At 39.9% G+C, this 19858-nt stretch carries 21 protein-coding genes; 10 read left to right on the top strand and 11 right to left on the bottom strand.

Translation table 11 applies throughout. From position 1 onward, the window contains the following. Nucleotides 1-122: 122 nt before the first annotated feature. On the top strand, nt 123-1160 hold the full coding sequence (locus tag A9J31_RS12160; RefSeq protein WP_067766233.1) for a type IV pilus twitching motility protein PilT: 1038 nt from the start codon (nt 123-125) through the stop codon (nt 1158-1160). 30 nt (nt 1161-1190) lie between these two features. Then, nucleotides 1191-2312 (top strand): PilT/PilU family type 4a pilus ATPase, encoded by a 1122-nt coding sequence (locus tag A9J31_RS12155; protein WP_067766228.1) that lies wholly within the window; start codon nt 1191-1193, stop codon nt 2310-2312. Between the two features lie 84 nt (nt 2313-2396). Here the strand turns inward: A9J31_RS12155 and fur are convergent, their stop codons facing one another. Next, on the bottom strand, nt 2397-2834 hold the full coding sequence (fur, locus tag A9J31_RS12150; protein ID WP_067766225.1) for a ferric iron uptake transcriptional regulator: 438 nt from the start codon (nt 2832-2834) through the stop codon (nt 2397-2399). Between the two features lie 112 nt (nt 2835-2946). Between fur and A9J31_RS12145 the strand changes: the two genes are divergently transcribed. Next, nucleotides 2947-3345: an outer membrane protein assembly factor BamE gene (locus A9J31_RS12145; protein WP_067766222.1), complete on the top strand. Its 399-nt coding sequence runs from the start codon at nt 2947-2949 to the stop codon at nt 3343-3345. 43 nt (nt 3346-3388) lie between these two features. Here the strand turns inward: A9J31_RS12145 and A9J31_RS12140 are convergent, their stop codons facing one another. The 9 genes from A9J31_RS12140 to A9J31_RS12100 form a co-directional block, all read right to left on the bottom strand. Further along, entirely contained in the window at nt 3389-3715 is a 327-nt protein-coding gene (locus A9J31_RS12140) for an RnfH family protein (protein WP_067766217.1), read from the bottom strand. Next, complete coding sequence (locus A9J31_RS12135; protein WP_067766212.1) at nt 3715-4797, bottom strand: hypothetical protein; 1083 nt, start codon at nt 4795-4797, stop codon at nt 3715-3717. Before A9J31_RS12135 ends, A9J31_RS12140 begins: the two co-directional genes overlap by 1 nt. 140 nt (nt 4798-4937) lie before the next feature. Beyond that, nucleotides 4938-5393, bottom strand: a complete 456-nt coding sequence (locus A9J31_RS12130) for a bacteriohemerythrin (RefSeq protein WP_067766208.1) — start codon at nt 5391-5393, stop codon at nt 4938-4940. Between the two features lie 274 nt (nt 5394-5667). Next, nucleotides 5668-6516, bottom strand: coding sequence for a class II glutamine amidotransferase (locus A9J31_RS12125; RefSeq protein WP_067766205.1), 849 nt, complete (start codon nt 6514-6516; stop codon nt 5668-5670). 215 nt (nt 6517-6731) lie between these two features. Then, nucleotides 6732-7640 (bottom strand): acetylglutamate kinase, encoded by a 909-nt coding sequence (gene argB, locus A9J31_RS12120; RefSeq protein ID WP_067766202.1) that lies wholly within the window; start codon nt 7638-7640, stop codon nt 6732-6734. Between the two features lie 10 nt (nt 7641-7650). Next, nucleotides 7651-9072 carry a phosphomannomutase/phosphoglucomutase gene (locus A9J31_RS12115; protein WP_067766201.1) on the bottom strand — a complete coding sequence of 474 codons (1422 nt, stop codon included), beginning with the start codon at nt 9070-9072 and terminating at the stop codon, nt 7651-7653. A 594-nt stretch (nt 9073-9666) separates the two neighbouring features. After that, the gene (gene dut / locus A9J31_RS12110) at nt 9667-10119 is read right to left on the bottom strand and encodes a dUTP diphosphatase (RefSeq protein WP_067766198.1); all 453 of its coding nucleotides are present in this window, start codon (nt 10117-10119) and stop codon (nt 9667-9669) included. Between the two features lie 63 nt (nt 10120-10182). Further along, nucleotides 10183-12222 carry a UvrD-helicase domain-containing protein gene (locus A9J31_RS12105; RefSeq protein ID WP_067766191.1) on the bottom strand — a complete coding sequence of 680 codons (2040 nt, stop codon included), beginning with the start codon at nt 12220-12222 and terminating at the stop codon, nt 10183-10185. Nucleotides 12223-12358: 136 nt separating this feature from the next. After that, entirely contained in the window at nt 12359-12991 is a 633-nt protein-coding gene (locus A9J31_RS12100; protein WP_067766185.1) for a YiaD family glycine zipper/OmpA-like lipoprotein, read from the bottom strand. A gap of 248 nt (nt 12992-13239) precedes the next feature. Between A9J31_RS12100 and A9J31_RS12095 the strand changes: the two genes are divergently transcribed. The 6 genes from A9J31_RS12095 to A9J31_RS12070 all read left to right on the top strand — a co-directional run bounded on the left by A9J31_RS12095 (nt 13240) and on the right by A9J31_RS12070 (nt 17875). After that, nucleotides 13240-14163 (top strand): acyltransferase, encoded by a 924-nt coding sequence (locus A9J31_RS12095; protein WP_067766183.1) that lies wholly within the window; start codon nt 13240-13242, stop codon nt 14161-14163. A gap of 17 nt (nt 14164-14180) precedes the next feature. Continuing rightward, nucleotides 14181-15245 carry a hypothetical protein gene (locus tag A9J31_RS12090; RefSeq protein ID WP_067766181.1) on the top strand — a complete coding sequence of 355 codons (1065 nt, stop codon included), beginning with the start codon at nt 14181-14183 and terminating at the stop codon, nt 15243-15245. 125 nt (nt 15246-15370) lie between these two features. Next, a complete protein-coding gene (gene minC / locus A9J31_RS12085) occupies nt 15371-16087 on the top strand; it encodes a septum site-determining protein MinC (protein ID WP_067766172.1) in 717 nt (238 codons plus the stop codon). Nucleotides 16088-16152: 65 nt separating this feature from the next. Next, nucleotides 16153-16965 (top strand): septum site-determining protein MinD, encoded by an 813-nt coding sequence (gene minD, locus A9J31_RS12080; protein ID WP_067766170.1) that lies wholly within the window; start codon nt 16153-16155, stop codon nt 16963-16965. A 2-nt stretch (nt 16966-16967) separates the two neighbouring features. Next, nucleotides 16968-17240: a cell division topological specificity factor MinE gene (gene minE / locus A9J31_RS12075; protein ID WP_067766168.1), complete on the top strand. Its 273-nt coding sequence runs from the start codon at nt 16968-16970 to the stop codon at nt 17238-17240. 347 nt (nt 17241-17587) lie between these two features. Beyond that, the gene (locus A9J31_RS12070) at nt 17588-17875 is read left to right on the top strand and encodes a PA4642 family protein (protein ID WP_067766167.1); all 288 of its coding nucleotides are present in this window, start codon (nt 17588-17590) and stop codon (nt 17873-17875) included. 85 nt (nt 17876-17960) lie between these two features. Here A9J31_RS12070 and A9J31_RS12065 read toward each other — a convergent pair whose 3' ends face one another. After that, nucleotides 17961-18863, bottom strand: coding sequence for an AEC family transporter (locus A9J31_RS12065; RefSeq protein WP_067766165.1), 903 nt, complete (start codon nt 18861-18863; stop codon nt 17961-17963). A gap of 106 nt (nt 18864-18969) precedes the next feature. On the opposite strand from A9J31_RS12065, the gene A9J31_RS12060 reads away from it, so the two are divergent. Then, nucleotides 18970-19857 (top strand): LysR family transcriptional regulator, encoded by an 888-nt coding sequence (locus tag A9J31_RS12060; RefSeq protein WP_067766326.1) that lies wholly within the window; start codon nt 18970-18972, stop codon nt 19855-19857. Nucleotide 19858: the final 1 nt, after the last annotated feature.

Raw genomic sequence — 19858 nt, 5'->3', positions numbered from 1 at the left:
CGAGGTTCTCATTTCATTCATCTTTTTTTGCATTGCCCTGCAACTAACTGTTGGTTAAGCTGTGGGAAAGCCTTATTATTCTATCAAAATAATTAAGATTTAATTTTTATCTCGGGGATTTTATGGACATTACAGAACTATTGGCATTTGCTGCCAAAAATGGCGCGTCGGATTTACATTTATCTTCAGGTATGCCACCGATGATTCGTGTGGATGGTGAAGTACGCCGAATTAACTTGCCTTCACTTGAGCATAAAGAAGTTCATAAGTTAGTTTATGACATTATGAACGACAAGCAACGTCGTGACTATGAAGAAAAACTCGAAACTGACTTTTCATTTGAAGTCCCAGGGGTTGCACGTTTCCGTGTGAACGCATTTAACCAAAACCGCGGTGCTGGTGCTGTATTCCGTACCATTCCTTCAAAAGTTTTAACCATTGAAGATTTAGGCATGGGCCAAATCTTTAAAGATATCTGTGAATATCCTCGTGGTATTGTGCTAGTAACAGGTCCTACTGGTTCGGGTAAATCAACCACGCTTGCAGCGATGGTCGACTACATTAACGACAACCGTTATGACCATATTTTAACGGTTGAAGATCCAATCGAATTTGTGCATGAATCTAAAAAATGCTTGGTGAACCAACGTGAAGTACATCGAGATACTCACGGCTTTAACGAAGCACTGCGTTCTGCACTGCGTGAAGACCCTGACATTATCTTAGTCGGTGAGATGCGTGACCTTGAGACGATTCGCTTAGCTTTAACCGCTGCCGAAACAGGTCACTTAGTATTCGGTACACTGCATACAACCTCTGCAGCAAAAACCATTGACCGTGTAATTGACGTATTCCCTGCCGAAGAAAAAGATATGGTTCGTGCCATGTTGTCTGAATCATTACAAGCGGTTATTTCTCAGACACTGTTAAAGAAAAATGGTGGTGGTCGTGTGGCTGCACATGAAATCATGATCGGTATTCCTGCTATCCGTAACTTGATTCGTGAAAACAAAGTCGCACAAATGTATTCTGCAATCCAGACCGGTGCAAACTATGGTATGACTACGCTAGATCAAAGCCTGAAGAACCTTGTTGCCAAAGGTATTATTAGTACACAGACTGCACGGACTGCAGCGAAGCAACCAGAATCTTTCTTATAAAATTTTATTTTTTAATTTGGGGCTCACGTTATGGATTTTAACGGCTTACTTGACTATATGGTCGAGAAGAAAGCATCGGATTTATTCATTACAGCCGATGTAGAACCGTCCATTAAAATTAATGGTCAAATTCTGCCTATTGGATCAACCAAACTTCCGGGGCCAATGGTTGGTCAAATTTTAAATTCCATTATGTCGGAAAAACAGCGTAAGGAATTTGCAGATACTCGCGAATGTAACTTTGCGATTAGTAATAACAGCAAATCCGCGCGTTTTCGTGTCAGTGCATTTCAACAACGCGACCAGCCCGGTATGGTGCTTCGTCGTATTGAGACCGTTATTCCAACCATGGACGAGCTGAAATTACCGCCGATTCTCAAAGAATTAGCGATGACTAAGCGTGGCATTATTATCTTTGTAGGCGCAACGGGTACTGGTAAATCAACGTCATTGGCGTCATTAATTGGTTATCGTAATGAAAATACCAAAGGTCATATCATTACCATTGAGGATCCGATTGAATTTGTACACCAACATCGTGGTTGTATCATTACCCAACGTGAAGTGGGTATTGATACCGACTCATTTGAAGTTGCACTAAAAAATACCCTGCGTCAGGCACCAGACGTGATCTTGATTGGTGAGATTCGTTCACGCGAAACCATGGACTATGCCATTGCTTTCGCAGAAACTGGTCACTTGGTTTTTGCGACCCTGCATGCCAACAACGCCAACCAAGCCATTGACCGTATTATCCACTTCTTTGAAGCAGATCGTCACAGTCAGTTGTTTATGGACTTGTCTTTAAACTTAAAGGCGATGGTTGCGCAACAGCTTATTCCAACGATTGATGGTAACTCACGTCGTGCAGCCATTGAAATTTTGATTAACTCGCCATTAATTTCAGACCTTATCCGTAAAGGTGAAGTACATGAAATTAAAGACCTGATGAAACGCTCGCGTGAATTGGGCATGCAAACCTTTGACCAAGCTTTGTATGATTTATATAAAGCTAAACAGATCAGTTATAAAGATGCGCTGAAACATGCCGACTCACCTAACGATCTACGTTTACAAATCAAATTATCGGAAGAAGGTGGCGAACATTTACTTCGTGCCAATTCGAATATTACATTTGATGGTCAACATTAAGTTTGAGCTATATTCAGAATATAAAAAAACAGACTTCAAAATGAAGTCTGTTTTTTTATTCATTCTAAACTAACAAATGTTAGTTTATTTTTTACGATATGCTTCCTGACAAGCAGGCGCATCGCAATAACCATATAGGTTTAAAGAGTGACCTGTAAGTTCAAAGCCGAACTTTTTAGCCACTTCATGTTGTTCATGTTCAATCACGTCATTGGTGAATTCAACCACTTTATTACAGTTTTGGCACACAATATGATCGTGATGATCTTCTTGCATAATTTCAAAAACTGAATGGTTATTCTCAAAATGATGGCGCTGGATGATACCTGCAGCTTCGAACTGTGTTAACACGCGATACACAGTTGCTAAACCCACATCTTCACCCTGTTCGAGTAAAGTTTTATAAATATCTTCCGCACTTAAGTGATGTTGTCTTGAATTTTCAAGCAATTCCAAAATTTTAATTCGTGGAAGTGTTACTTTAAGTCCAGCTTTACGTAAATCTTGGTTTGAAATAGGCATGAAAAAAGGTCTCTCAACAAAATTAAAGTTGGAATATGCAACAAAGTTTAGATGCAGTATGATCTATCCTTGGATCAAATGCATCATAATTAATTTGGGATAGTTTAGCAAAATGCAAAAAATCATGCTGACGTTATTCGTCACTTCATTGCTCGTAGGCTGTTCGACCTTGGGCGTTTATAAAGTTGATATTCCACAAGGTACACCATTAACACAAGCACAAGCATCTAAAATTCAGGTGGGAATGAGCCACCAACAAGTCCGCTTTTTGCTAGGTAGTCCAACCATTGCCGATCCAATGAATCCGCTACGTTGGGACTACATTTATAAGTATACCCCAGGAACATATGCTAAAAAAGCCAAGATTCCTGCCGCACACGGTCAACACCTAAAAATCTTCTTCGATCAAAATGGTATTGTGCAACAAGTTGAAGGTCTGGAAACCATTCCTGAATCTCAACCTGGCTTACCGGGTTCTAAAGAAGCAATTTTAAATGCGCCACCACTATAGCCGCTTTAAGATAAAAATAAACCCCTTAAATAAGGGGTTTTTTTTATGAATACAATTGTTTAAAGCGATTGCCTCGACAATAACGCCCCACCGGATTTTTCTTCGCTCGATTACGACGAATATCCTTTGGATTAATGGTTAATGCACGATAGATTTCAACACGATCACCGGCTTCTAATACCTGATTTAAGTCCTTTAAACGCGTGCCAAAAATACCAACAGATAACTCATCGGGCAATTCAACTTGCTGGCGAATACCACTTTGTTCAATTGCCTGTCGTGCTGTTATACCTGGGGTAAATGCCAGCGGGATCAAATACTGCTGAGCCTCACCCGCATAAACAATCCAAACTTGTTCGATGCTAGTCATTAGATTAACTGTCCAAGTACAGAAACCAACGCAAGTACAATCGACAATGGCAATACGATACGTACCGCTATCCGCCAAATATTATAAAAAACTTCGCTGCTAAAATTCATAGATTTACGCAAATGGCTGATTTTCATAATCCAGCCTGCAAAGATCGCGTAGATCAAGCAAATGATCAAGCCCCAAACCAATAGCGCTATATTTAATACTGGCACAACTGCATTTAATGTCCATACCAATACAGCAATCGCTAAAACAGCCCATTGCACAATCACTGCTAATTGACGCTGTTGTAATTGTTCACGTGCCATTTGCACCAGTAATGCAGCAGCCGCTACTAGCCCGACAACCAAAGCCAATGCAGGAACTTGCGCTTTTGCAGCAAAATATGCAAATGCAATCACAGCCAACAGTTGCGCAATCCAAATTGGAAATACGGTTTTAGTTGCAATATCTTGTTGTTTTACTGCGGGCAAACTTGACTGCCAATACAATCCTAAACCTAAACCACTAGCAACCAATGCCAATACTGTTGCATTGCCCCATTCGCTAAATTCAAGTGCAGTCATCTTCCATTCTGGCAACGCTGTTCCCATAACATTCGCTACAATTAAAGATGCGATTACTGCAAGCGCGGTAACAATCACCAAGAACTGGCGTGGAATAAAAGAAAAAGCAAATGCAATTACAGCCAATACCGCCAAAATCAAACTATGCGATCCATTATTTAGCGCATGTACACCGACATATTGTGCAGCAGTAGACAACATTCCACCTGCTAAAAATGGAATGAATACGACAGCTAACCAGCCGACTAAACGCCATTTCGGTGAAGCATCAGCATCACGTGTTAGACTTGAAAGCGCTTGAACAGCAGTGGTCTTTGAACGTTTCGCAAGTGCAATTTCTAAATAGCATACAGGCAAAGCCAAAATAAGCATTGTACCGAGCCATAACAGCCAAAAATCTAGCTGACGTTCAATCTGAATACCTGTTACTGGTGCAAGCGTTGCAATAATAATAAAAGATAAACAGAATGCCATTAGAGGCGATAACCACTTTGACATCGCATTGTCCTGCATGACAGATTCCTTTAAAAATTCTTGTGCTATTTTGCCTTGCCGAGCTATGAAAATCAAAAACAAAAAGCAAACCACCGTTAAGATGATTTGCTGCGCAAATTTTTTATTAGATTTTAATTTTTTTTATCTCGATTTCATCCTTAAGAAAAGAAACGAGTGAACCAATTTTTACCTTTTTTCTTCTCTTTTTCTTTGATGATACCCATCATATTTTCTTTCACTGCACCTACGTAGTCTGCATCATCGTGTTGAATATGATTAATCAACCATTTAGAAAGCACTTCATGTAGTTCGCCTTCAATCGCTTGACCCATTTCAAAACGATCACGGTAAGATTCAATCTTTTTAATAAATAAATCATGTACACGTTTATGTGGTACACGGTATTTATAACCCGCTTCTTCCTGTAAAGACTCTTCAAAAGTAAAGTGCGACTGTGTGTAATCAATAATGTTTTCCAAAATTTGTTTTACACGGTCACGATCAGTATTAGCGTCAATACCATCGATTTCATTGATGTAATCAAGAATACGTTTGTGCTGATCGTCAATCACATCGATGCCAGTATTATATTCTGGAACCCATTTCATTTTCATTACGACCACCTGCAAATATAAAGGACTTATCACGTAAAATTCATCATATAGATAAAGCACTTAAATAAAAATGAAGTGAAAAGGTTGGTTTTACCGCTTTAACTGTCAATTCAAATGTAATTGTTTGTTTTTATTATGTAAATTTAATTTATCCCGACCATAAAGCTCAGATATTTTTTAATCAATTCAATATGTTATAAATATATATTCAATTTTTCTTAATTAAACAGTATTCAACTCTGCATGAATACTGTTCATGTCAAATTAACTGCATTTAATATTGATCTGCGCGTGTGACACGTTTCAACGATGGATCAAGGCGTTCACGTTCTAAACGTTCGACATATGTGAGCGCAGAGCGGATTGGTCGGCCATGCTGAAATAAAATCATTTCGCCAGGTTGATAGGGCTGCCAAACTTCATTTTGAGTTAATGGCTCAGTCGTAATCACAGCTACACGGTCATCCGCTGTCGTAACTTCACTAAAATCCACTTCTACATCTAAATCAATAAGCTGTGCGGGCTGAAATGGATATTCACGCACGAGCCAATGTAATTTGGTGATGGCATAACTAAATAAGGCTTGCCCGTTAGATAGACAAAAATTAAAAGTACCATGCTCAGCAATTTGCGGAGAGATCTCTAATAGTAAATCGAAGATTTGATCCAATGTAGGTTCGGTATAGCCGAAACGTTTCACCAGTTGTTCAAGCAAATAACAAAACGCCAGCTCGCTGTCCGTATTACCGACAGGGGTAAAACGACCAGTCAGCTCAGGCTGAAAGCCATGCAAGTCACCATTATGCGCGAATATCCACTGTCTACCCCATAGTTCACGACTAAAAGGGTGTGAGTTTTCGAGGTTGATTTTACCTTGCGTGGCTTTACGAATGTGGGCAATCACATTACGTGATTTGATTGGGTAATTACGAATAAGTTCCGCAATCGGTGATTCTACAGCAGATTGATTGTCGACAAATAAACGACAAGCTTTATCTTCAAAAAAAGCAATACCAAAGCCGTCACAATGATCTGATGTGACCCCTGCTCGCTGCGAAAAGCCCCGAAATGAAAAAGTAATATCGGTGGGTGTCGCACAATTCATTCCGAGCAGCTGGCACATGTTCTATCATCAAGCTAGTAAATCTATGATTTCACTATTGTGCATGACCTTTTTAGCACTTGTAAATCGTTAAAATCATTGCTGATGCTATTTTTGTGCCTTTGTCGTCAGATTACATACTTCATCATTGCATTTGAGTCCAACAGCTATTTGATAAATAATAAAAAAGCCTCAAATGAGGCTTTTTTATTATTTATCAAAACATGCTAAGCATCTTAAGCTTTTTTCACATTCGCACGGTTGGTAATCAGCGTCCCTACACCATGATCAGTAAAGATTTCAAGCAATGTCGCATGTGGAACTCGACCATCGACAATATGCGCACTGATCACGCCACCTTTTACTGCATCTAGCGCACATCCGACTTTAGGAATCATGCCGCCATAAATCACGCCAGTTTCAATCAGACGGTCAACTTCTTGCGTGGTTAAACCAGTTAATAAGTTTTTATTTTCGTCCAATACGCCTGTGATATTGGTCAATAAAATCAACTTTTCCGCGCCAAGCGCTTCAGCCACTTTACCAGCAACAAGGTCAGCATTGATGTTGTATGTATTGCCTTCTTCATCTACACCAAGTGGCGCAATCACAGGAATGAAATCACTTTGTGTGAACATTTCAAGCACATCAGTTTTCACACCAACCACTTCGCCTACTAAGCCAAGGTCGATTTGTTGCACAGAACCATCTTCGGTAGTTTTTTCCATCAATAATTTTTGTGCACGAATCAGGTTGCCGTCTTTACCGGTTAAGCCAATCGCACGACCACCGTGTTTGTTAATCAAATTCACGATCGATTTATTCACGCTGCCGCCCAACACCATCTCTACAACTTCCATCGTTGCAGGATCTGTTACACGCATACCATCAATACGGTCAGACTCACGACCCAGCTGTTTCAGGAATGAATCAACCTGTGGGCCACCGCCATGCACGACAATTGGGTTTAGACCGACTGTTTTTAACAACACGATATCACGTGCAAATGAGCTCTCAAGCTCAGGATCAGTCATGGCATTACCACCGTACTTCACCACCAGCGTTTTACCCGAAAAACGTTGAATATACGGCAAAGCTTCCGTCAGGATTTGTGCCTTGTCGATGCCGGTATGTTGATGTGGCATTTGCCTCTCCTTATTGAGCATCTAATATGTCTTGAGCAATCACTGGATATTGCTCTTTTAACATGGAAACAAACAGTTCTCGTATTTCCTGTAAACGCTCTGGATGATCGGCATCAAAGCGCACTGTGAAATACTCCCCTGTATTCGATGCTCGAATGATGCCAAATCCATCATCAAAATCAAGACGTATCCCATCGATTTTACTCATTTGTGCAGAAATCGCCTGAGATTTTTCCTCAACATGTTTGAGTAGCTGTAAGGGATCATGGTGATGAGTGCTGATATAAAGATCTTCTGTACCAGCGCGTTCAGGGTAAAGTGCTAAGGCTTGGGAAAGTGTTAATCCTTTATCCTGTATAAACTCAATCACTCGTAATGCCGCATAAAGACCATCATCGTAGCCTGCGCCACGTCCATCGTTAAATACATAGTGGCCAGCATATTCGCCACCAAAAACAGCTTTGGCTTGCGATTGGGAAATGTACTTTCGTAAAAAGCTACTTCCTGTTCGAATCATAGTGGGTTGTCCACCCATGCTTAAAACTGTGTCACGAATCATGGTCGAGCATTTCACATCATAAACCACTTCAGATGTAGGCTTAGTCTCCAAACAAATCTGCGCAAATAAACATAACAAACGATCTGCCGAAATGATTTGGCCTAATTCATCCACCAATACTAAGCGGTCACCATCACCATCAAGTGCGATACCAATGTCAGCCTGTTGACTAAGCACCATCTCACGCATTTTTTCTAAATGTTTAACTTGGGATGGATCTGGGGCATGATCTGGAAAATGGCCATCAGCATGACAACGCAAAGCGGTCACCTGCCCGCCCAGTTTATTCAAAAGTAATGCAGCACAATGCCCAGCAGAACCGTGCATGCCATCGATTACCACATTAAAGGGTTGTCGGATATGAATATCATTTAAAATATATTGTTGATATTGCAAACAAAACTCTGGGCGAATCTCATGTTGAGGCAACGCCTGCATTAACGGATTTTTTTGTGGTATGAAAATGTGTTTTGCTTCTTCAGCAACCTGCTGAATCATTGCAGGACAAGGCGGTTCCCCTTGAATAATCCATTTAATACCATTATCTGACTTTGGATTATGGCTTGCAGTCACCATAATGCCATTGCCTCCAAATTGACGTGCAATGTAATACAGCATTGGACTTGAGCAGCAGCCAATGATTTCGGCATCAATATGATGATGTAAGCAAACATCTTGAATAATTTGAGCATAATAAGGACTGGTCAATCGTGCGTCATAACCAATTGCAATACGGTATTGATTGGCTTTTTTATATTGCTTCACTAATCCATGTGCAATTGAATGGACAATATCTGCATTCAGCAGCGATACTTTTCCCCGAATATCGTATGCACGGAAAATATGTGTAGGAAAATTGAACAGTGAACCCATAGTACGTTCTTCTAATCATGCTTAATTTATTGCTACGTTCAATTCTGTGTTGAATTTGAACCTTCAATTAAATTATGAAAACCTGAAAAAGGTGTAGCGTTTTTATAACAAATTAATTTAAGAATCAATTAATAAAAATTAAACAAATGATAAAAAACAATTTATATTATTGCAAAATGTTTCTTAAGATTAAAATACTTTTATTAAAAATATCCGAAGCTTAGAAGCTGAATATTCTATACAACTTACAAAACTCAGAGATTCTCTAAACAGTTTATTTTAGTGATAGATGACAGTATTTTATATTTCAATCTGTACAAAAATAGTTAAGCTTGTTTCAGAACGACATCAATTGCATTCAAATAATTGATTTTTGCCGTAATAATCGTTAACCAATACGCATAATCAACCAAATAAAAAACAGATCAAGAGCAAATTGAGATCAACAAAGCTCTACAATTCATTTTCTCTGATAAATTCGATGTATCAATTAACTAAAAAAGGGCAATTTTAATTGCCCTTTTTTAGATCAATTTATGCATATGAAAAATGATGACAATAATTGATTTTTCTTAGACTGTTAAATGCAACTACTTAGTTTTTACCCGTGTGTCCAAAACCACCTGCACCACGCTCAGTCGCTTCAAACTCATCCACAATGTCAAACTGTGCTTGAACTACAGGAACCAAGACATATTGAGCAAGACGCTCACCTGGCTCTAAACTGAATGCAGTTTGGCTACGGTTCCAAACCGATACCATAAGCTCGCCTTGGTAGTCCGAATCAATTAGACCAACAAGATTACCCAATACGATACCGTGTTTATGACCAAGACCCGAACGCGGCAAAATTAAACCTGCAAAATTACTATCTTCGATGTAAATCGATAAACCTGTTTTAACTAGAACAGTTTGGCCTGGTTCAATGACTGTTGTTGCTTCTACACATGCACGTAGATCTAGGCCAGCTGAACCTGTTGTTGCATAAGTCGGCATAGGCCATTCTGTACCTAAACGTGTGTCGAGAACTTTAACTTGAACTTTCATGGTTCATTCCTGTTTCAATAAAACGAATTTCAAAAATAAATAATATTTTCTACGCTTTAAGCTTTAACGCTTAATCAGCGCACGTAAATTTTCTAAATAATGCTGTGCTTGCTGTTTAGGATCGATATCACCGGCCAGTTTTTTCTTGCGACCTAACCATTCCAATTCATCTTGTGGAAGCTCGTCCAAGAAGCGGCTTGGTGTCATCTGACGCATTTGACCACCCGCTTTACGCTGCTCAGCCAATGTCATGGTTAAGCCTTGACGTGCACGGGTAATACCTACATACATCAAACGACGTTCTTCCTCGACAGTATCCGCAGCGATTGAGTTTTTATGCGGTAGAATTTCTTCTTCCAGGCCAATCAAGTAGACAAAAGGAAATTCCAAACCTTTCGATGCATGCAAGGTCAACAAATTGACTTTATCGGTGTCTTCTTCTTCTTGTTGCTGTTCTAACATATCGAGCAGCACCATTTTACGAATCACACTTTCTATGTTCTTTTCATCGACATCTTCAGCTCGGTTAATCAAACTTTGAATGCTGCTATAAAGTACTTCAATATTATCCAGTTTGGTTTTTTCCTGCGCTGGCGTTGCTGCCGACTCTTTCACATAGTCGATATAACCCGCTTCAATCATCATGCGACGAATAATCGGTACTGGCTCATCATCTTCTAACAATTCACGGGTAAAGGTTGAAATAAAGTCCGCAAATTCAGCCAATTGTGTTGTGGCTTTTTTCGGAATCGCCATACTCAAGCGCTGATCACCTGCCGCACTGAGTAAAGATAAATTACTCTCTTGTGCAAACAGTCCGAGCTTTTCTAAAGTCACAGGGCCAATGGCACGTTTTGGCGTATTGATAATTCGTAAGAATGCACTGTCATCTTCAGGATTGATGATCAAACGCAAGTAGCTCATCAAATCCTTAATTTCGGCACGAGCAAAGAATGACTGACCGCCCGATAATTTATACGGGATCTGCATTTGGCGAAGCTGCGTTTCAAGCGCACGTGCTTGGAAGTTTCCGCGATACAAAATGGCGTAATCTTTCCAGTTTTTACCATTCATCAATTTATGTGTGATCAAGTCTTTAACAACACGTTCTGATTCATCGTCATCATTACGACAAGTAATCACACGAATTACTTCACCATGACCTTTATCCGACCATAATTTTTTATCAAAAATATGTGGATTATTGCCAATCACGGTATTTGCTGCTTTCAAAATACGACTGGTCGAACGATAGTTCTGCTCTAACTTAATCACTTTTAAGTTACGAAAATCTTCGTTCAATAACGCCATATTTTCGGGCTTCGCACCACGCCATGCATAAATAGATTGGTCGTCATCACCTACTGCAGTGAATTGCCCCATCACGCCCACGAGTAATTTCACCAAAATATATTGCGCGGTGTTGGTATCTTGATATTCGTCCACCAATAAATAGCGGATACGATTTTGCCAACGATCACGTACTTCTGCATTTTCCTGCAACAATCGCGTCGGCATCACAATCAAATCATCAAAATCGACAGCATTGTATGCACGTAAATTTCGCTCATATAGTTGATACAGATGCGCAAATTGAACATCTTCAGCCGTTTCACAGGTGGTATGTGCTTGCTCAGGTGGAATCAGATCATTTTTCCAATCTGAAATCATTTTCATGGCCTTGGCAATGAGCTCTTTACTTTCCGCACCCGACAAATTATCGCGGTGCATTAAATCCATCAAAATACGTTTGCAATCATCTGCATCTAAAATAGAAAAATTATTTTTCAGTGGCGTATTTTTTAATTCCAAGCGCAGCATGTTCAGCCCGAAATTATGGAATGTAGAAACCGACAGCCCTTTCGCCTCTTCACGGCTCATTAGCTTGGTCACACGTTCCTTCATTTCACGTGCGGCCTTGTTGGTAAAGGTCATCGCGGTAATACGGTGCGCAGGAATCCCACAATGCTTCACCAAATAAGCAATTTTACGGGTAATCACCGATGTTTTGCCTGAACCTGCCCCTGCAAGTACTAACAAGGGTCCTTGAGTGTATTTCATTGCTTCAAGTTGCTTGTCGTTCAACTGACTTGCCAGTGACATAGTCTTTCCTCTTTTTAATCCGAGGATGATTATAGTCATCTGAACTCATCTTGCCTAATGCAAAATGCGTTTTATCGGTCATTAAAATTGGCATAAAAAAAGCCACCCGAAGGTGGCCTTTATCTACGCAACTAAATTATTTAGTTTCGTAAACTGAAATTTCTACGCGACGGTTTTGTTCACGACCTGCAGCAGTTGAGTTATCCGCTACTGGAGAAGTTGAACCGTAACCACGTGCAGTAATACGAGTTGAAGAAATACCTTGAGACGCTAGGTAGTTTTTCACTGAGTTAGCACGGTTTTGAGACAATGGGTTGTTGATCGCATCAGTACCAGTGTTATCTGTGTGACCGTGTACAACGATTGCAAGTTTGTTCGCAGTACCATCTTCACGTAATACTTTAGCAACGTCATTCAATGCAGATTGGAACTGAGATTGAATTGTTGAAGAGTTAGTCGCGAATGTTACTGATGGCATAACTAGGTTGATTGAGCCATCTGGATTACGGCCTACATCTACGCCAGTACCAGCAAGTTCTTGTTTAAGACGTTTTTCTTTCTTATCAAGAAGAAGACCAGCACCACCACCGACAACAGCACCGATTGCAGCTGCTTGACCCATTTTGTCTTTGTCAGCATTCGAGTAAGCAATACCCGCGCCTAAAAGAGCACCAAGACCAGTACCGATCGCTGCTTTGTCATATTCCATGTTTTGGCAACCAGTAAGTGCCAACGCCCCAACTACTGCCGAAATTACTAGTGCACGCATTGCATGCCTCCTTCTTTGTGTTTTGTTGTATGGTTGAAATGATGAAGTAAAAAAAATGGTCCGACCATTGATTTTTTGTTAATAATAAAGCGTTTATTTACAATTTGTAATATGAACTCGAGAAATAATTGTTAAATCCATCACAATTTCTTCACAGTTGAGCAGATGCTCTTTTTTATTTAATCAACTCGAACTATATTTGTCTGAATCAATCATAATTAGGACGATTTCCGTCAGGACTTTTTTATATGTCATCTCAAAGCAATAAGCAACCGACACTAAAAAAAATTAGCAAAGGATTGACTGTCGGATCTGTCATGACAGGAAGCACATTTTTTCATGGGCCTCCTGTCCTTGCCCTAGGTTTAACCAAACTTTTTAAAAAATCTCGTAAAGTCGATGAAACCAATATCAAAATTACCAACAGCTGGTTAACAGTTAATAACTGGTTGATTGACAATGTTTTACCCAACACCCAATGGGATATCACGATTGATGAAGATTTAGATCTTAATATGCAAGGTCGCTATTTAATGACCTGTAATCATCAAAGCTGGGTGGATACGACGGTCAACCAATATTTTGGTTTAACCCGTATGCCATTGACCCGTTTCTTTACCAAATGGGAACTTATTTTTATTCCCTTTGTTGGACAAGCCTTCAAAATTTTAGGCTTCCCGATGATGAAACGTCACAGCAAAGAACAGATTGCAAAAAATCCAGAGCTTAAATACCGTGATATGGAGGAAGCACGAAAATCTTGTGAACAACTGCTCAGTCAGCCATTTACCCTTTTAAACTATTTAGAAGGTACGCGTTTTACGCCGGAAAAGCATGCTCAGCAACAATCTCCTTACAAAAATCTGCTTAAACCCAAAGCAGGTGGATTGGCACTTGCACTGAATATTTTAGGTGATCAAATTGATGCACTCGTTGATATGACCATCATCTATCCGAATGGTGCCCCAGGTTACGGTGAGTTTTGGCTTGGTGACGTCCCGCGTATTGCCGTTGATTTGCGAAAGATTGAAATCCCTGAGTGGGTACTTGGCGGTAATTATGAAGATGATGCTGAATTCCGTGAAAAATTCCAAAACTGGGTAGATCAACTTTGGACCGAAAAGGATCAGTTAATTGATCGTTTAAAAGCTCAGTATCAAGTGAATAAATAATTAAGAAGAAACTTTATATGACGCAGAACACACAGCAACAAAACAAAAAGTCGAAATACCATCGGGTCAATCCAAATAGCTGGTCGTTTAAGCTGTTCTTGGTCTATGACACTTTTATGGTGTTCATTATTGTTTTTAACTTGTTCTGCCTGTGCATGAACTTTTTCTTAATGAGCAATTTAGGCAGTTGGTTCTTTAATAGCATCCATCTGCCAGATGTGCTTAGTTTTTACCGCGAGCATTTACATCCTTGGGTTATAACCACTGAAGCGTGGTTTATCATCTTCTTGATTGTAGAATTAGTGGTGCGTTGGGCCTATGCCATTATCAACAAACATCATCAACGTTGGTTTTTCTTCCCATTTATTCATTGGTATGAAATTTTAGCCATTATCCCCCACCTACGCTTTTTACGATTATTCCGTGCAGGTGTCATCGCTTATCGTTTGTATGAAATGGGCTACCAAATCATCCCTTCGTCTATTCAAAAGAAAGCCTTATTTTATTATCGCGTGATTATGGAAGAACTCTCTGATCGTGTGGTATTAACGGTACTCGATGGGATTAAGCATGAGCTGAATACCAGTACCACACATAAAGATTTGATTAGCAATGTGGTACAGCACCATCGTGATTTGTTTACACAAGTTTTGGCCGAAATTTTACAAGAAAATTTAACCAAAGAATTACGTGCCGAGCGAGACCTAATTGCGAAAAATGTGGGACAAATTGTCAGTCAAGCAATTGAAGATACTCCAGAACTGACTCAGTTACTTCGACTCATTCCGATTGTGGGTAGTCGTATTGAACAGCAAATTCAAAGTATTGGTCAGCGTTTGGGAGAAAACATTACTGAAGGTTTGATTTCACCATTGGCTTATCCAAATCAATCGACGCAAAGTAAACCTAACTTTTATTTAGATATTTCGAATCGAATCACTCGTATTGAAATTGAAAATAATGAAAAATTAGATGAATTGGTTCGTTCAGCTGTTTTTGAAAGTTTAGAAGCCATTCGCAAACAAGTTAAAGTCAAACAATGGCAGCAAATTATGCAAGAACAAGACCAAGCTACAGAATAAACACTCAGTCAAAAATAATTAGCAACATCTCTAGAGTATTGCTGGAAATTGTTCTAGGATTTGCTCTATTTACAACATAACTACTTCGGCACAATAGCAATAGTTAGAAGTCTCAAGGATTCAATATGGCTGATATACGGATAAAAGGCAAAATGGTCAATGCGATTCGCATTCACCTCGATACCAATGATCATGATGCGATCCGCCAGCAACTCACTCCAATGTTCCAAAAAGCATTTCCACCTGGAACACTCGCTGTTATTGAAAGTACTGTTGATCAAGAGTTGATTGCGCTCATTCAGCTTTTAATTAGCCTAGATATACAGCCTATTGGTGTGACAGAAGGTCCTTTATCGGAACAAGCACGTGCGATTCAGTTCCCTGTTGTTCCAGCAGACCGTCAACTTCAACAAGTGAAGCCAACACGTGAACAAGTGGTTGAAGAACCTGTTGCTGCGCCTGTAACTGAAGATCAGCCGGTTGTTACCGCAGCACCTGCAATTCGTCATATCACCTCTTATCACAATGAAATATTGCGTACTGGTCAATGTATCGTTCAAGATCATGGCGATATCATTATCAATGCAGGTATAAACAGCGGCTCTGAAGCAATTGCTTCAGGAAATATACATATTTATGGTAGCGCGCGTGGTAGAGTCATTGCCGGAGCGGGTGGCAACCATGCGGCACGCATTTTCTGTCACTCTTTAGAAGCAGAATTAGTTTCTATTGCAGGGACATATTGCGTGGCAGATGATATTCCACCCCATGTGGTAAAACAGCCAGTTCATATTTATTTGAATGACCAGCAAGAGCTAGTATTTGAAGCTTTGCAATTTTAATGTATAAATAAGCACCAAACCCCTATTAAAAAAAGGGGATTTAAACCATAACAGGAGTGGATTCGGTGGCGAAAATTGTTGTCGTAACATCAGGTAAAGGTGGCGTAGGTAAAACAACTACAAGCGCATCTTTTGCAACAGGTCTTGCCCTACGTGGCCACAAAACTGTTGTGATCGACTTTGATGTGGGTTTACGTAACCTTGACTTAATCATGGGCTGTGAACGCCGCGTTGTATATGACTTTGTGAACGTATTAAATAACGAAGCTCGATTACAACAAGCGCTTATCCGCGATAAAGATATTGAAAATCTCTACATTCTTCCTGCATCACAAACACGTGACAAAGATGCGTTAACTGATGAAGGTGTAGCACGTGTAATGGACGAACTTTCTCAAGAGTTTGATTACATTATCTGTGACTCACCAGCAGGTATTGAGCGTGGTGCAATTTTGGCGATGTACCATGCCGATGAAGCAATCATTGTGACCAACCCTGAAATTTCTTCAGTACGTGACTCTGACCGTATCATTGGTATGCTTGATAGCAAAACCAAAAAAGTAGAAAACAACGAAGGTCGTATCCGTAAACACCTATGTATCACACGTTTCAACCCTGAACGTGCAGATAAGCAAGAAATGTTGACGATTGATGACATTTCAAAAGATATTTTACGCGTACCAACTTTGGGTGTAATTCCTGAATGTAAGAGCGTGCTTCAAGCATCAAACGAAGGTAAACCTGTAATTCTCTTTACTGAAGAGTCAGCGGGTCAAGCCTACGATGACTTAGTGGCTCGCTTCTTAGGTGAAGAGCGCCCTTACCGTCATATTACGGTAAAACCTAAAGGTTGGTTAGCACGTCTATTTGGAGCGTAATCATGGCAGGATTTTGGAGTAAACTTTTTAGCAACGACGAAAAACCGTCTAGTGCACAAACGGCAAAAGATCGTTTAAAAGTCATCGTAGCATCTGAAAATGGTTTAGGTAAACGCCTGAGCCCTGAAAAGATTGACATGATGAAAAAAGAAATCATGCAAGTGGTTAACCGCTATGTTCGTGGTGTAGATGAACAACATATTCAAATGTCTGTTCGTTCAGAAGCGAATATAGAAATGCTTGAAATGAATATCAATTTGCCTGAAGAACGTTAATCTGAATTCTGATTAGTCAAGCATATTGAATCAAGGCAAAATATGAGGCTGGATCAGTAAAGCGCTGCTTTACCCAGCCGTAAGACGAGAAGCTTTGCTTCGAAGTAGCTGAATCATTAGTTTCTACTTTACCCAGCCGCAAGACGAGAAGCTATCCTTCGAGTTGGCTGGATTAGTTTTATTCCTTTGTGAGATCAAAAGCTTTGCTTCGAGTAAACGGGATAACTAAGTATAACTTTTGATCCAACCCTAAAATGAGTCGCTTAACTTAGAGATGGCGAATAAAACCATTTTACTTGCGTACTCATTTTTGCCTTTTTTATGATTAAACCAGCAAGGAGATTGCGATGGCATTATCTCAGCCAGCAACGTTCAATGAAGAATGGTCAGACGAGCGTGTATTTGCCTACTTAACTCAGCTTCCTCCTGAAGGAGTGAATGGCGACTTTCACGTACTCTACCATGCATTCAAACATATGCGTCCGAATGACTATGAACGTCTTTTGACTCAGTTTGTTGCCGATGGCCGTGATGTAAATGCAACCAATCCTGAAGGTCAGCGCATCCATGATGTGATTGCACAGTACCCACGTCAAAGTGCGGGTTTCCTTGAAGTATTGGCAAAATTTGCTTAGCTGCGAATCTTGCAACAAGCCTGCATCATGCAGGCTTTTTTATTAACTCTTTTATTAAATCTAGCACTCTCTACCCTTTTTTCAGTTAATGCACAATCAACATTAAAACTGGGAAAATCAAGCCAAAACCAATAGTCTGCACGCTAATAATCGCAGCCATTAGTTGCGCATCCCCTTGATAGTAGCGCGTTAAAATATAGGATGATGATGCAGTCGGCAAAGCAAAAAATACCACTAAAATTATCCGTTCAAAATCAGTTAAACCCAGACAACTACTTATCACATAAGCCAAACTCGGCATTAAAACTAATCGCCCAATCGTATTTAAACTCAGACGACGTACATCTGCACGCATCTGCTGAAACTGTAATGCCGCTCCCACAGACAATAAACCCAAAGGCAAACTCATTCCCGCCAATATTTTTAGCAGCTCGGTTAAACCATTAAATAAGGTGAGACCTGATAAATTAAATAGAACACTGACTACACAACCTAGAATGAGCGGATTTTTCGCGATAGAAATACAGGTTTGTCCAAGCTGTTTAACGCTGATATTGGAAAAAGACAGGACAGAAATGATATTCACCAAAGGAACAGCCACAGCAATCAACATCGCAAACATTTGCATGCCTTCTGAGCCAAACAGCGCCCCCATTAATGACAAGCCAATATAGGTATTAAAACGAATATGACTTTGTACATAAACACCAAAACGTTGTACTGGGATATGTGTAAATTGCTTAATACCCCAAAGTACTGCACTTGCGATTAATGTACCTAGCACTAAAACAGTGAGCATGCGCGATACAGTTTGCATATCCAGTTGTACCGCAGATACATTTAAAAAAAGCAGCACAGGAAACATAATAAAATAATTCAGTTTCTCAGAATTGGCCCAAAATTCATCTTTAACAAACTGAGTCCTTTTTAGCACATGTCCCATCGCAATTAATGCCACCAAAGGGAATAATGCCACCACAATATTCATGCTTTTTTTGCCTTGAAATAGCGGATCTATTTCATCTTTAACCGTTCATGGTGCACAATATAATCCTCATCATAATTCATACCAAAATGAGTGATTCCTCATGGCAATGACATTCTCTCAACTCGAAATATTTGTCAAAGTCGCAGAGCAACATAGTTTTACGCTCGCGGCGCGCCAACTTGGTATTACTCAATCTGCGGTATCGCATGCTTTAAAATGCTTAGAGCAACATTGGAATGTCAGCTTATTTAGCCGTGAGCAAGGCGCTATTGCCCTAACACATATCGGCCAACAACTTCTACTACACGCAAAGGAAGTACTCAATACAACACAAATCATGCAGCAGGAAGTAAATGCCGCTCATGGTATCCAACAAGGAACTTTAAGAATTGGTTCTTTTGGCTCCTCTAGCTCAATCCACCTTTTACCTGAACTTTTAAAAGCCTATCGTGAACGCTATCCACATATTGAAATTTTTGTCGAGGAAGGCACCGATGCGGAAGTATCTCAGTGGATTGCGGAGCGACAAGTTGATGTCGGTTTTGCTGTTCTTCCAAAATCGCAACTGGTCACATTCCCACTGATAAAAGACATCTTTATTGCGCTCATTCCGGATTCATTTGAAGTCGCGCAACAAGCTAAACTGAATATTCAAGATATTCAAAACTACCCTTTTATTATGACCCGTGCAGGTAGTCAGTCTCATGTGGAAAAGTTACTGCAACAACATCAAATTCAACCCAAAATCACCTATCAAATGTCGCAACTTTTAACCATTTTAAATATGGTGAATTTACAAGAAGGTATCGCTATCGTTGCAGATATGGCTATGCCCAAAGAATTATTAGCTTTACATCCGCATGTGGTGAAACGTCCACTTTCACCTAATACGCAACGACAGATTGGACTCGCAGTTAAAAATCAACAATTAATAAGTCCAGCATGCAAAGCCTTCATTGAATTAGCTCAGCAAAAATTTTATCAATCAAATTAAT

Source organism: Acinetobacter gandensis, assembly GCF_001678755.1.
Taxonomy (GTDB): domain Bacteria; phylum Pseudomonadota; class Gammaproteobacteria; order Pseudomonadales; family Moraxellaceae; genus Acinetobacter; species Acinetobacter gandensis.
Note: the sequence above shows the minus strand (reverse complement) of the source record. Positions and strands in the feature narration are given on the sequence as shown.